Here is a 13,051-nt window from a genome sequence, read left to right as displayed (position 1 = left end):
GAACCGGGCCACTTGTCGCGCTCACGGGTGCGCGCGGTCGTCCGACGGGCCGTCAGGAGGCCCGGTCCGGGGCCCGACTGTCGCGTATCGTCCGCGGAATTGTCAGTGATCGGTAACAGCGGGATCCCCCGGGGGGGTTTCCCCGTCATCCTGGGTGCACGGCAACACGGAAGACGGCGAGAAGCGGGGCGGGACATGGTGCGGCATGGCGGCGGACGGGGTTGGCACGGGCGGGTGCTGGCGGCGGCTCTCGGGGTGACTGCGGTGGCCGCCGCCACCTCGGTGTGGACCGCGCAGGCCGATCCCTCGGGCGGGGGCAAGGCGCAAGCGGACGCGTCGGCGAGCGCGGACGCGGCGGGCGCGCAGGGCTCGGCCGCGAAGGTGGCGGTGACCATCGCGCACGCCTCGGACAAGGGAGCCCGGGGCGTCAACATCACGATCGACGACGGGCCGGACCCCCACTGGACGCCGCAGGTGCTCCAGGTGCTGCGGGAGAACGGGGTGAAGGCCACCTTCTGCATGGTCGGCACGCAGGCGAAGGCGTACCCGGACATGGTGAAGGCGGTGGTGGCCGCCGGGCACCGGCTGTGCGACCACACGGTGTCGCACGACACCGCCATGGACCACAAGTCGCAGGCCTACCAGTCGCGGGAGATCCTCGACGCCGAGAAGATGATCACGGAGGCGTCGGGCGGCGTCCGGCCGATGTACTACCGGGCACCGGGCGGGGCGTTCACCCCGTACAGCCGTCAGCTCGCCGCCTCCCGGGGGATGCGTCCGCTGGGCTGGAACGTGGACACCAAGGACTTCGAGCACCCCGGCACCGCGGCCATCGTCGCCACCGTAAAGCAGGAGGTCCGCAACGGGCCGACCGTCCTCTTCCACGACGCGGGCGGCGACCGCGCCCAGACCGTGGCCGCCCTGCGCGAGGTGCTGCCCTGGCTGAAGCAGCAGGGGTACTCCTTCGGCTTCCCGGTGCGCTGACCGCGCCCGGCCGGGTACGGCGTGAGGTGGGCGGCGGCCGGGTGGTGCGCTCCTGTCGGTTCAGACGGGGCGCGCCGCCCGGCCGTCGCCGTCCCCGGCCGGTGCGGCGGGCCCGGCCTCCCGACTGGCGGCGAGGGCCGCGACCGTGACGGCGGTCCAGCCCAGCGCGGTCGCGACGGCGGCCGCCCGGCGGACGCGTCCGGTGACGCCCGTCCCGAACAGCGCCGCGTCGCCCACGTCGGAGGCGATGCGGACGAGGGTGGCGGTGACCAGGGCGGGGCCGCGGGGGGCGAGCAGCATGGCCAGCCCGCTCGCCGCGTCGCGCCAGGCGAGTGGGCGCAGGGCCATGGCGGTGTGCGGATGGGTGTTCCCCTCCGGGTCCACCAGGCCCACCGGGCGGGCCAGCCAGTCCGGGCGGTACGCCGCCACGACTCCGTACACGGCCGTCGCCGCCCCGACCGAACGCAGCAGTCCTGTACGCACCGAACGCACCTCCGTTGACGAGAAACCCTGTATGGGAGCAGGACCAGCACAACCGTGGAAGTCCTGTACGAGCGACCGACCCTGACTGCCCTGTTTTCTGTGCGTACATACCCACTTGCGCCTTTTTGGGTGCACAGTGGAGGAGTACTACCCCTAACAGGAGGCGGTCATGATCCTCCTCGGTGTCATTCTGCTCGTCGTCGGTTTCGTCACCGGCATCTCGATCCTGTGGACCATCGGCATCATCCTGGCCGTGATCGGCGCGGTGCTGTGGGTGCTCGGCTCCATGGGGCACGCCGTGGCCGGCCATCGCCACTATTGGTGACCGTCCGCACGGTCGCCCCGCCGTCATCCGCTCTCCCGCGCGTGCCGCGCCCAGCCGGCGCTCCGCTCCGCGCGGGTCCGCCGTACCCACTTGGCCCACCGCGTGCACGGACCCGGTCTATTCCGCGTGGGTCTGGGTAACCGGAGAATCGGAAGAGCAGTAACACAATGTGACAGTTTGAGGCAACCGTATGGCCATCCCGCTTAGGCAGAAGGCGTCGGATGAGCCGGACCGGTACAGGAACACGCCCGCCGCACTGCGCTGGGACGCCCGCTGGGACAGCGGGGCGATCACCGCCGCGGAAGCTCGCGCGGCCGTGGGCAGATTCCTGGACCGCGTTCGTGTCACCGGCCGCACACCCGTCCCAGAACGCGTGGAACAGGACGCGCAACTGGTGGTCAGCGAGCTGATCGCCAATGCGGTACGGCATGCTCCGGGCCCCTGCGGGCTGCGCCTGGAAGCGGAGCCCGAGACCGGGCTCGTCCGGATCAGCGTATGGGACACCTCGCCCCGGCCGCCCCGGCCCCGGCCGCGCGACGGCCGCCGGGTGGGCGGGCACGGGCTCGAAATCGTCGGCGCGCTCAGCCGCAGCCTGACCGTCACGGACCGTGACAGCGGCAAGGAGATCACCGCTCAGCTGCGGCTGCCCTCCCCGTCACGGGAGGGCTGAGCCGCCGGTGGCCGGTCCGGCAGGGTGCCAGGCCTTCTCCCGGGCCGTCCGCCGGCGCCCGCGGCCTCCGGCTGCGGATGCGTCGCCGGGACGGCCGGGCCATGCTGGAGGGGACCACGCCGTGAAGCCGTGAAGGAGTACGCGATGAGCATGATGGACAAGCTCAAGGGGCTGCTCAAGGGGCATGAGGAGCAGACCGGCAAGGGCATCGACAAGGGCGGTGACTACATCGACGAACGCACCCAGGGCAAGTACCGCGGCCAGGTGGACACGGGCCAGGACAAGCTCCGGGAGCAGCTCGGCGACCAGGACCGGGGCCCCGGCACCGGCCAGCCGCCGCGCTGACCCGCGGCTCACCCTCTGAGGACGTTCATTACGGTGCGCGCACCGGGGCGGCGGTGCCCGGTCAGGGAACGCGGGCGACGCCGGCGTAGATGCCGCTGCCCTCGGGGCGCGGCGCCGGGGGCCGCTGGTACCACTCGGTCGCCGTCACGAGGCCGGGCTCGACGAGATCGAGGCCGTCGAAGAAGCGCGCGACCTCCCCACGGGTACGGAAACCGAGGCGGATGCCGCCCTTGGCGTACTCGGCGGTGACCTGCCGCGCCAGTTCCGGATAGAGGTCGGAAGCGGCGTGCGAGAGCACGAGGTAACTGCCCGGGGGCAGCGCGGCGCGCAGTGCGTGGACGATGCCGTGGGCGTCCTGGTCGTCCGGGACGAAGTGCATCAGCGCAATCAGCGAGAGGACCACGGGGCGGTCGAAGTCGAGCACCCTGCGGGCGTGTTCGAGGATCTGGTCCGGGCGGCGTACGTCGGCCTCGATGTAGTCGGTGACGCCCTCGGGCCGGCTGACGAGCAGGGCCTCCGCATGGCGCAGCACGATCGGGTCGTTGTCGGTGTAGACGACCTTGGCGGTGGGGACGGTGCGCTGGACGATCTGGTGCAGGTTCGGCTCGGTGGGGATGCCCGTGCCGACGTCGAGGAACTGGTCCAGGCCGCGGGAGGCGAGCCAGGCCGCGGCCCGGTTCATGAACGCGCGGTTCTGCCGGGCGGCGTCATGGGCCGCGGAGGGCAGCTTGCGGCCGACGGCCTCGTCGACGGGGTAGTTGTCCTTGCCGCCGAGCAGCCAGTCGTACACCCGGGCGGGATGTGCCCTGCTGGTGTCTATCTGCGGGGACGGGAGGTCGGGGGTGCCGGTCGCCATGGCGGACTCCGTCGTGCGAGTGGATCAGGCGGTGATGTCGATCACCGCAGTCTCGCACACTGTTTCCCGTCCCCGTAAGCGAGTTGGGCGTGCCCGGCGTCACGGCGAGGTGGGGGCGCCTCGCGTCACGGCGAGTTGACGCGCCGCGCGTCACGGCGAGTTGACGCGCCGCGCGTCACGACGGGGCCGGTCGCTCCCCGTACACGCGGTGCGGTTCCGCGTCGGCCCACTTGACGTCCAGGCCGAGGCCGGGCCTGGAGGGGTCGGGCCGCAGGGCTCCGCCGTCGGGCGGGAGGGTGCCGTCGAACACCAGGTGCTCGAAGCGGACGTGGTCGTGGAAGTACTCCAGGTGCCGCAGCCGCCGCACGGCGCAGAAGGCATGGGCGGAGACGGCCGGGGCGCAGTGGGCGGAGAGGTCGAGGTGCCGGGCCGCCGCGAGTCCGGCGACCTCCAGGAGTGCGGTGATGCCGCCGCAGCGGGTGACGTCCGCCTGGAGGCAGTCCACCGCGTCCCCCTCGACGAGGTTGACGAAGTCGCGGCTGGTGTAGGCGTACTCCCCCGCGGTGATCTCCAGCCGGGCCGGGCCGTGCTCGCGCAGGAACCGCAGGCCCTCGATGTCCGCGGAGCTGACCGGCTCCTCGAACCACCGCACGTCCCACTCCTCGTGGAACCGGTGCGCCCAGTACAGCGCCTCCTTGCGGCCCAGCGCGCCGTTGGCGTCGGTGAAGACCTCCGGCTCGTCGCCGATCGCCCGGCGCACGGCGGTCAGCCTCCCCGGGTCGCGCCCGGGGTCGCGGGAGGTCTTGAGCTTGACGCGCGGGATGCCCTGCTCGACCCAGCCGGCCAGTTGCTCGGCGAGGCGGTCCTGGGGGTAGTTGGTGAAGCCGCCGCTGCCGTAGACCGGCACCCGGTCGTGGTGGGCGGGCAGGACGTGGACCAGGGGCAGTTCCAGCAGCCGGGCCTTGAGGTCCCACAGGGCGATGTCGGCGGCGGAGACGGCCATGGCGCCCACGCCGGGGCGGCCGGCGTTGCGGATCCGCCGGCCCATCAGTTCCCACAGCGCCGGCGGCGAGCAGATGTCCCGGCCCGTCAGCAGCGGGGCGAGCGTGCCGGACAGGAAAGCGGCGACCGACAGGTCCCCGTACGTGTAGCCGAGGCCGGTCCGTCCGCCGGCGTGCACCCGGACGAGGACCATGGTGGTGGAGCCCCACTCCAGGGTGCCGTCCTGTTCCTCGCCGTCCGGCCCGTCGGTGGGCAGTTCGAAGGCGTGGACGTCGACGGCGTCGATCCGCGCGGGCTCCATGGCTGTCTCCTTCGGGGTCGGCGCTGCCGTTCTGTGCGTGTGACCCGCGGGCCGGGTGCGTAAACGGCACGGCCCAACGGGCCACCGTCCCGGCGCACACGGCGGGCGCGACACACCGGGTGGGTCACCCCTGGGGCGGAACGTGCGCGGCAGGCGGCGGAAGTCCTGCATGAGGCGGTCGCGGAGCGGGTCCGAATGAAGCACTCCGTGCGCCTATCCCGACCCGTCCTGGACGCCGGGCGCAGCCGTCCACCGATGGGAACCCGCCGTGCAGACCTCGACCAGCGTCCCGGGACGCGGTGCCCGTCGCACCCTGCCCTCCCGGCACTGCGGCACGCACTCCGGCGGCGACGAGGGCCTCGTCCGGGTCGCCTGCACGGGCTCGGTCGAGACGGTCGGCCGGTGCGGCCCGCGGCGAGAGCACGCCTTCCTGCCGTACGCGGTGCCGACCGTGGCCGGGAAGGTCCGGCGTCATGTGCGCGACTGCGCGGGGGGCCTGCGGGGCCTGAGGGCCCGGTGGGACGAGCACCGGCCGCGGGCGGACCAGGTGCCGCCGCGCCGCTCGGGGCACGGCCACGGCGGCAGGCCGGCCGGGCCGGAACGGGCCGCGGGGACGGCTCTGGAGGACGTCCGGCCGGCCCTCGGGGCAAAGCGGGCGCTGCGTCCGGCACCGCTGGACGAGGAGCGCGGGTCCGGCCGCGCGGGGCCGCGGGCCGAGACGCCGGGCGCCTGGGAACCCGCGCCCGACCCGGCCACCGAGCGGGTGGCGCCGCGGGCCGGGCCGCGCGCCCTGCCCGCGCGGGAGCGCCGGGTGCCGGGCCCGTCCTTCCCTGAGCCGCCGACCCGGTGGCGGGTGGCCCGGGCAGTGGGTCCGGCCCGGACACACATGTCCCGTCCGGCCGCGCCGAGTTGCGCGCGGCCGCGGGACCGCCGGGTGTGGCGGTGCGGCGCGCCGCCGGCGCGCGGGCGCCGCCTCGGGCGCCGGGCCACCGCCGCGCCACACCGCCGATGCCTGTTCTCGCCCACCGGCGGGCGGCCACTCCCCCGCTTCCCGCCGCGGAACCCGAGGTGATCCATGCGCGTCCTGCTCGTCCATCCCAGTGCCCTGATGTACTCGGAGATCTTCCTCAGGCTGGAGCCGCTCGGCCTGGAGCGGGTGGCCGCGGCGGCCCGTGACGCCGGGCACGAGGTGCGGGTGGTCGACCTCCAGGTGCTGCGGCACCGGGATCCGCGCCAGGTCGTGCACTCCTTCCGGCCCGAGGCGGTCGGCTTCGGGCTCAACTACCTGGCGAACATCCCGGAGGCCATCGGCCTGTCCCGCGCCGTCGAACAGGTGCTGCCGCGGTGTTTCGTCTTCTTCGGCGGGCACAGCGTCTCCTTCGTCGCCGACGACGTGCTGCGCCAGGCGGGCGGGGCCGTCGACGCGGTGGTGCGGGGCGAGGGGGAACCGGCCGTGGCGCCGCTGCTGCGGGCGGTGCGCGAGGGGGGCCTGCAGGAGGTTCCCGGGATCGTCACGACGGACGGGCACGGTCCGGCGCCGCTCATGATGCACGGCATCGACGAGCCGTGCCCGGCGCGCGACCTGATGCGCCATCGCCGCCGCTACTTCATCGGCGAGCTGGACCCCTGCGCCTCGATCGAGTTCACCCGCGGCTGCCCGTGGGACTGCTCCTTCTGCTCCGCCTGGACCTCCTCCGGACGCAGTTACCGCAAGGCGAGCCCGCGCGCCGCCGCGGACGAGCTGGCCTCCACCGCCGAGCCGGACGTCTTCATCGTCGACGACGTCGCCTTCATCCGGCCCGAGCACGGCAACGACATCGCCGCCGAGCTGGAACGCCGCGGGGTCCGCAAGCAGTACTCCCTGGAGACCCGCCGACGTGCTGCTGCGCAACACCGAGGTGTTCGAGCGCTGGACCCGGCCGGGCCTGCGCTACATGTTCCTCGGCATGGAGGCCCTGGACTCCGAGGGCCCGGACCTGTTCCGCGAGCGAGTCGACCCGGACGACAACTTCCGTGCTCTGCACACGGCACGGCGGCTGGGGATCAACGTGGCCGTCAACCTCACCGTCGATCCGGCCTGGGACGAGGAACGCTTCCGCCCGGTGCGCGAGTTCGCCCTGTCCGTGCCGGAGATCGTGCACCTGACGGTGATGACCCCCTATCCGGGCACGGGGATCTGGCACACCGAGTCCCGGCGGCTGCCCGGCCTTCGGACGGGCCGGCCGACCGGACGCCCTGAGGCGGCGGCGAGTCACTGGTTCAGCGCGTGGAGGACGCTCATGTCACACACACATCCCGGTCTGGAGGCGTCGCGGCGGCCCGCGCGTCCTCCCCGGGCCGGCACCGGCGAACGGGTCCGGGACTACCTGACCACGACGGACCACAAGAAGATCGGCAACCTGTACCTGGTCACCTCGTTCGGCTTCTTCATGGCCGCCGGCATCATGGCGATGCTGATGCGGGCGGAACTGGCCCGTCCGGGGCTGCAGATCATGAACGAGGACCAGTACAACCAGCTGTTCACGATCCACGGCACCATCATGATGCTGCTGTTCGCGACACCGACGTTCGCCGGGTTCTCCAACGCGATCATGCCGTTGCAGATCGGTGCCCCGGACGTCGCCTTCCCCCGGCTGAACGCCCTGACCTACTGGTTCTTCCTGTTCGGCGGGATCACCGTGGTGTCGGGGTTCGCGGTCGACCTGGGCGCGGCTCCCTTCGGCTGGTTCGCGTACGCGCCGCTCAACAGCGCCGAGCACAGCCCCGGGCACGGCGGCGACCTGTGGGCCATGGGGCTGGTCGTGGCGGGGTTGAGCACCACCCTGGGCGCCGTCAACTTCATCGCGACGATCCTGTGCCTGCGCGCGCCGGGCATGACCATGTTCCGGATGCCGATCTTCACCTGGAACGTGCTGTTCACCTCGATCCTGGTGCTGCTGGCCTTCCCGGTGCTCACCGCGGCGCTGCTGGCGCTGGAGGCCGACCGCAAGCTGGGCGCGCACATCTACGATCCCGCCAACGGCGGGGCACTGCTGTGGCAGCACCTGTTCTGGTTCTTCGGCCACCCGGAGGTCTACATCGTGGCGCTGCCGTTCTTCGGCGTGGTCACGGAGATCATCCCGGTCTTCAGCCGCAAACCGGTCTTCGGGTACGTCGGCATGGTGGGAGCGACCATCGCGATCACCATGCTGTCGGCCACCGTGTGGGCCCACCACATGTTCGCCACGGGCGGGGTCCTGCTGCCGTTCTTCTCCATGCTGTCGTTCCTGATCGCGATTCCCACCGGGGTGAAGTTCTTCAACTGGATCGGCACGATGTGGAAGGGCAGTCTCTCCTTCGAGACCCCGATGCTGTGGACGGTCGGGTTCATGGTCACCTTCCTGCTGGGCGGGCTCAGCGGGGTCCTCATCGCCTCCCCGCCGCTGGACTTCCACCTCACCGACAGCTACTTCATCGTGGCCCACCTGCACTACGTGCTCTTCGGGACGATCGTCTTCGCGACGTTCGGCGGCCTGTACTTCTGGTGGCCCAAGATCACGGGGAAGCTGCTGGACGAGCGGCTGGGCCAGATCCACTTCTGGACGCTCTTCGTCGGCTTCCAGACGACCTTCCTCGTCCAGCACTGGCTCGGTGAGAGCGGCATGCCGCGGCGCTACGCCGACTACCTCGCGGCCGACGGGTTCACGGCGCTCAACACCATCTCGTCGATCGGCGCCTTCCTGATCGGCCTGTCCACCCTGCCGTTCCTCTACAACGTGTGGCGGACGGGCCGCCACGGCACGCAGGTGGACGTGGACGACCCGTGGGGGTTCGGCCGCTCCCTGGAGTGGGCGACGTCCTGTCCCCCGCCCCGGCACAACTTCACGGCGCTGCCGCGCATCCGGTCCGACTCGCCCGCCTTCGACCTGCACCATCCCGATGTCCTGCGGGAGCTGCCGCCCGCCGGGCACGGGGCCGCGGAGCCCACACCCGACACCCTGGGGACGCAGAGCGAATGAAATCCGAGGCCTACCTCTTCGCCGGCGTGGCCGTGTTCTTCCTGCTCACCGACGCGGCCTACATCTGGTTCGCGCGGGAGCCCGCGGGCATCGCCGCGCTGACGGTGTCCTGCTTCATGTCGTCCGTGATCGCCTTCTTCTGCCTGATCAACCACCGGCGCAAGGGCGCGCGCCCGGAGGACCGGGCCACCGGGGAGATCCGCGAGCGCAGTGGTCGCGTCGACTTCTTCCCCCCGCACAGCGGGCACCCGGTGGTGACCGCCGCCGGGGTCACGCTGTGCGCCGTCGGGGTCGTGTACGGGTTCTGGCTCTTCATGATCGGCTTCGGAGTCCTCGCCGCCGGGCTGATCGGCATGGTACTGGCGTTCGTGGGCCGCCAGGACGGCTGACCGCCCGGCGGAGTCGCGGGACTTACATGAGATTTCGGGATAAATGGCGCATAAGTCACCCGTACGGGGGAACCCTTGCATAGAGCAAAGGAACCCCCTTTTGGAGAGGAGACGACAGGAATGTCGTATCCACATCGCTCCAGTGACACGGGCGCCCATCCGGAGATGATGGGCTCGCATCCCGAGATGGCGGAGATGCGGGAACGGCTCGAGCGCACCGCCTCGAGCGGCCCGGCGATCGCCATCGAGGGCCTGGTCGTCCTGGCCGGCCTCTACGCCGCGATCTCACCGTGGGTCGTGCACTTCGCGATCCAGCCCGCCCTCACCGTCAACAACCTGATCGTCGGCATCACCATCGGCGTGATCGGGCTCGGCCTGGCATTGGCCCCGGAACGCATGTTCAGGCTGGCGTGGGCGCTCGTGCCGCTCGGCGTGTGGCTGTTCATCTCCCCGTGGGTGGTCACCCTCACACACGGCGCGCGGGCGGGCATCATCTGGAACAACTGCTGGGTCGGTGCGGTGACGGCCGCCCTGGGTCTGGCCGCGATGGGGCTGACGATCGGCGTCGGACGCGGTCGTCGCGCCCACCACTGACACAACCCACCGCTGACACGAAGGAACACGTCGTGCCCGCACGCCCCGTGCGGACACGGCGTGTGTCACTCCCCGGCGGGGCCCGCACCGCCCGCCACCGGATCGGCCGTGCGGCCGGCGATCTGCAGGCGCTCCTCCGCCGTGGTGGGCATGTCCACCCGCCGGCCGTAGTACCAGGCGCTGAGCGAGGCCTGCAGACGGCGCCGCAGCGGAGCACCCGGGCCCGGGTGCTCCAGCGGCAGCGGGATGTCCCTGACCAGGAGCTTGTAGCGGTGCCGCGGGTCGATGCCCTCATGGCTCTCCGCCATCCCGCCGGGCAGGTCCTGGTACACCACGCCCGTCTCCTCGCCCTCCTCCAGCAGCTGCCGCTCGTGCCGTTGCAGCGCCAGGCAGATCCGCTTGGTGATCAGATAGGCGAGGACGGGCCCCAGGAAGAACGCCGCCCGGAAGATCCAGGTGAGGCCGTTGACGGAGACCTGGAAGGTGGTGGCGATCACGTCGTTGCCGCCGGCCAGCAGCAGGACGGCGTACCAGACGACGGCCGCGACGCCGAGGCCGGTGCGCACGGGCCGGTCGCGCGGCCGGTCGCACAGGTGGTGCTCCACCAGGTCGGCGGTGATCCACCGTTCGAAGGCCGGGTAGCAGTAGAGCAGGAGGAACAGCAGGGCAGGCAGCACCACCGCGGGCAGTACGACGTTCCACATGAAGGTGTGTCCGGCGACGTTCCACTCCACGCCGGGCATCAGCCGCAGCGCGCCCTCCAGGAACCCGACGTACCAGTCCGGCTGGGCGTCGGTGGAGACCTGGTCGGGGACGTAGGGGCCGTAGTCCCAGACGGGGTTGATCTGGGCGATCCCCGCCAGGACGGCCATCACGCCGAACACGATCAGCTGCAGCCCGGTGGACTTGCCGACGAAGGAGGGATACATGGGCTGCCCGACGACGTTGCGGTTGGTCTTTCCCGGCTCGGACCACTGTGTGTGTTTCAGGTACACCACCATGATCAGGTGCAGGGTGATCAGGGCCACCAGCAGCCCCGGCACGAACAGGACGTGCACGATGTACAGCCGCCGGATGATCGCCTGCCCCGGGAAGGGGCCGCCCCAGGCGAAGAAGGCGAAGTACGTGCCGACCACCGGGATCGACTGCACGATGGAGTTGGCGGTGCGCAGCCCCGTGCCGGAGAGCAGGTCGTCGGGGAGGGAGTAGCCGCAGAACCCCTCCAGGAGGGCCAGCAGGAACAGGGTCACGCCCACGAACCAGTTGATCTCACGCGGCCTGCGGAAGGCGCCCGTGAAGAAGATCCTCAGCATGTGCACCCCGATGGCCGCCACGAAGACCAGGGCGGCCCAGTGGTGCATCTGCCGCATCAGGAGCCCGCCGCGCACGCCGAAGCTCAGGTCGAGGGTGGTCTCGTACGCCTTCGAGACCAGCAGTCCCCGCAGCGGTCCGTACGTCCCCCGGTACGGCACCTCGGCCAGGCTCGGATCGAAGAAGAGCGTCAGGAAGCTCCCCGTGAGCACCAGCAGGACGAAGCTGTACAGGGCGATCTCGCCCAGCAGGAAGGACCAGTGGTCCGGGAACGCCTTGCGCAGCAACTGCCCGGCCAGTTCCGAGACCGGCGCCCTGCGGTCGGCGACGACGTACGCCTGGAACGCGGCCTGCCGCGCCCTCGCCTCGACCCGCGCCCTGCGCCGCCGCATCAGCACGCCCGCATCACGCCCCTCACGCGTCTGTACGTGTCATGACGTCGCACGCCGTGACACATGTCGTCTCCGGCGTCCGCCGGGCGGCCCGGTGGCGCGGCGGGCACGCAACGCCCGCCTGCCAGGTGCTTCAATCTTGGGTGTGCGCTCCGGGCGCATCGCGCAGGCGTGCCGGGAGCACCCCCATTGCCACACGGCGGACCCCCGTGGTGCCGGTCGCGACGGACCGGTCGGCGAGGCGAGCGCCGAGCGGCCCGGCGCCTCAGCGAGGAGCAGGAGTGGACAGTCGTAGCGGCATCGTCGGCCAGCTGACGCGGGACCACCAGCGGATCCGGGGCCTTTTCGACCGCATCCGGTCCACCCGCCCGGGCAGCGGCGAGCGGTCGGCCCTGGTCGAGCGGGCCTGTGCGGAGCTGGTGCGGCACACGGTCGTGGAGAAGGCCTGCCTCCACCCGGCGGTGCGCCGGTACCTGCCGGACGGTGACCGGTGGGCGGAGCGCGAACTGAGCGCGCACCAGGAGCTGGAGGAGCTGCTGGTGGACCTGGAGGCCGCCGCCCCGGACGGCGAGGAGTTCGGGCGGCTGCTGCTCGCGGTCGTCACCAGGGCGACGGAGCACATCGTCGAGGAGGAGCAGCTGCTCTTCCCCCGCCTGCAGGCCCTGTGCCCCGCCGAAGCGCTGCGGGAGCTGGGGGCCAGGGCGCGCACCGCCGCCGCGTCCGCGCCGACCCGCCCCCGGCCCGCCGCCCCGGACGCGGCCCCTCTGGTCAGACTCACCGCCCAGGTCTGGGGCCCGCTGGACCGCCTGAGGGATCTGGCCTCGCGCCGCGGACGCAGGTGAGAAGGCCCGGCCTCCGGATGGCCGGGGGCGACGGCGTGTTCCCGGTGGTCGCACCGCGGTGGTGACGCGGGGCGCTCGTGGTGGATTCGGCGCGTCGGCCCTCGCCCTGAGGGGTACTGCGGAGCTACGGACCGCACCGCACTGCCCGTGCGGGGGCCGGGTCCTTCTTCGCGTACCCGGTGGGCCGGGGCCCGCCGGCGGCACGCCCGCGGCCAACGCCGTATCCGCCGCAGCGCCGGACCCGAAGGAGTCCGCCCGTGAACGTCGATCGCGAACTCGCGCGGATCGAGAAGCACCTGGTGACGCAGGACCCGCTCCTGGCGTCGAAGCTGAAGACGTTCGAGCAGATCACCGCCCCCCGCCCGAGGACGGCGGGCCGGCGGCACGCGTTCCTCCTCGCCGCCGTCGTCCTGGCCCTGCTCGCCCTCGCCTCCGCCCTCGCCGCCGGCACGGCCGCCGAGCACCCCAGGCCGCCGCAGGTGGTCCGGGAGCATCCGACGGGGACCGGTCAGGAGCGGGATGGCCGGTGACGGCTGGGCCGGGTGGACGCCCGTGCGTT

At 72.1% G+C, this 13,051-nt stretch carries 14 protein-coding genes and 1 pseudogene; 11 read left to right on the top strand and 4 right to left on the bottom strand.

From position 1 onward, the window contains the following. Positions 1-195 precede the first annotated feature (195 nt). The gene (locus ACFC02_RS18075) at positions 196-984 is read left to right on the top strand and encodes a polysaccharide deacetylase family protein (RefSeq protein WP_376357632.1); all 789 of its coding nucleotides are present in this window, start codon (positions 196-198) and stop codon (positions 982-984) included. A 60-nt stretch (positions 985-1,044) separates the two neighbouring features. Here ACFC02_RS18075 and ACFC02_RS18070 read toward each other — a convergent pair whose 3' ends face one another. Continuing rightward, complete coding sequence (locus tag ACFC02_RS18070; protein ID WP_376357629.1) at positions 1,045-1,467, bottom strand: hypothetical protein; 423 nt, start codon at positions 1,465-1,467, stop codon at positions 1,045-1,047. A 169-nt stretch (positions 1,468-1,636) separates the two neighbouring features. Between ACFC02_RS18070 and ACFC02_RS18065 the strand changes: the two genes are divergently transcribed. From ACFC02_RS18065 to ACFC02_RS18055, 3 genes are all read left to right on the top strand, one after another. Beyond that, positions 1,637-1,792, top strand: a complete 156-nt coding sequence (locus tag ACFC02_RS18065; protein WP_360961369.1) for a DUF6131 family protein — start codon at positions 1,637-1,639, stop codon at positions 1,790-1,792. Between the two features lie 190 nt (positions 1,793-1,982). Next, positions 1,983-2,462: an ATP-binding protein gene (locus ACFC02_RS18060; protein WP_376357624.1), complete on the top strand. Its 480-nt coding sequence runs from the start codon at positions 1,983-1,985 to the stop codon at positions 2,460-2,462. A gap of 144 nt (positions 2,463-2,606) precedes the next feature. Then, the gene (locus ACFC02_RS18055) at positions 2,607-2,807 is read left to right on the top strand and encodes an antitoxin (RefSeq protein ID WP_360961375.1); all 201 of its coding nucleotides are present in this window, start codon (positions 2,607-2,609) and stop codon (positions 2,805-2,807) included. Between the two features lie 61 nt (positions 2,808-2,868). Here ACFC02_RS18055 and ACFC02_RS18050 read toward each other — a convergent pair whose 3' ends face one another. Further along, a complete protein-coding gene (locus ACFC02_RS18050) occupies positions 2,869-3,663 on the bottom strand; it encodes an SAM-dependent methyltransferase (RefSeq protein WP_376357621.1) in 795 nt (264 codons plus the stop codon). A gap of 175 nt (positions 3,664-3,838) precedes the next feature. Next, a complete protein-coding gene (locus ACFC02_RS18045) occupies positions 3,839-4,966 on the bottom strand; it encodes an enolase C-terminal domain-like protein (protein WP_376357618.1) in 1,128 nt (375 codons plus the stop codon). Between the two features lie 268 nt (positions 4,967-5,234). Between ACFC02_RS18045 and ACFC02_RS18040 the strand changes: the two genes are divergently transcribed. The 5 genes and pseudogenes from ACFC02_RS18040 to ACFC02_RS18020 all read left to right on the top strand — a co-directional run bounded on the left by ACFC02_RS18040 (position 5,235) and on the right by ACFC02_RS18020 (position 9,947). Then, entirely contained in the window at positions 5,235-6,038 is an 804-nt protein-coding gene (locus tag ACFC02_RS18040) for an RNA polymerase subunit sigma (protein WP_376357615.1), read from the top strand. 3 nt (positions 6,039-6,041) lie between these two features. Then, positions 6,042-7,167, top strand: a pseudogene (locus ACFC02_RS18035) (B12-binding domain-containing radical SAM protein); the annotation flags it as partial. 78 nt (positions 7,168-7,245) lie between these two features. Beyond that, complete coding sequence (gene ctaD / locus ACFC02_RS18030) at positions 7,246-8,964, top strand: cytochrome c oxidase subunit I (RefSeq protein ID WP_376357706.1); 1,719 nt, start codon at positions 7,246-7,248, stop codon at positions 8,962-8,964. Beyond that, positions 8,961-9,353 (top strand): cytochrome c oxidase subunit 4, encoded by a 393-nt coding sequence (locus ACFC02_RS18025; protein ID WP_360961389.1) that lies wholly within the window; start codon positions 8,961-8,963, stop codon positions 9,351-9,353. The genes ctaD and ACFC02_RS18025 overlap by 4 nt, the downstream gene beginning before the upstream one ends. A 120-nt stretch (positions 9,354-9,473) precedes the next feature. Continuing rightward, positions 9,474-9,947, top strand: coding sequence for an SPW repeat protein (locus ACFC02_RS18020; protein ID WP_360961392.1), 474 nt, complete (start codon positions 9,474-9,476; stop codon positions 9,945-9,947). Between the two features lie 65 nt (positions 9,948-10,012). On the opposite strand, the gene ACFC02_RS18015 is transcribed toward ACFC02_RS18020, so the two are convergent. Then, positions 10,013-11,650, bottom strand: a complete 1,638-nt coding sequence (locus ACFC02_RS18015; RefSeq protein WP_376357703.1) for a cytochrome bc complex cytochrome b subunit — start codon at positions 11,648-11,650, stop codon at positions 10,013-10,015. 281 nt (positions 11,651-11,931) lie between these two features. Between ACFC02_RS18015 and ACFC02_RS18010 the strand changes: the two genes are divergently transcribed. Further along, positions 11,932-12,492 (top strand): hemerythrin domain-containing protein, encoded by a 561-nt coding sequence (locus ACFC02_RS18010; RefSeq protein WP_376357610.1) that lies wholly within the window; start codon positions 11,932-11,934, stop codon positions 12,490-12,492. A gap of 257 nt (positions 12,493-12,749) precedes the next feature. Next, positions 12,750-13,022, top strand: coding sequence for a DUF3040 domain-containing protein (locus ACFC02_RS18005; protein WP_376357607.1), 273 nt, complete (start codon positions 12,750-12,752; stop codon positions 13,020-13,022). Positions 13,023-13,051 lie beyond the last annotated feature (29 nt).

The sequence above is a fragment of the Streptomyces sp. NPDC056160 genome (assembly GCF_042268205.1).
Classification (GTDB): Bacteria; Actinomycetota; Actinomycetes; order Streptomycetales; family Streptomycetaceae; genus Streptomyces.
The sequence above is the reverse complement of the archived record's forward strand: the minus strand, read 5'-3'. Positions and strand labels throughout refer to the sequence as shown.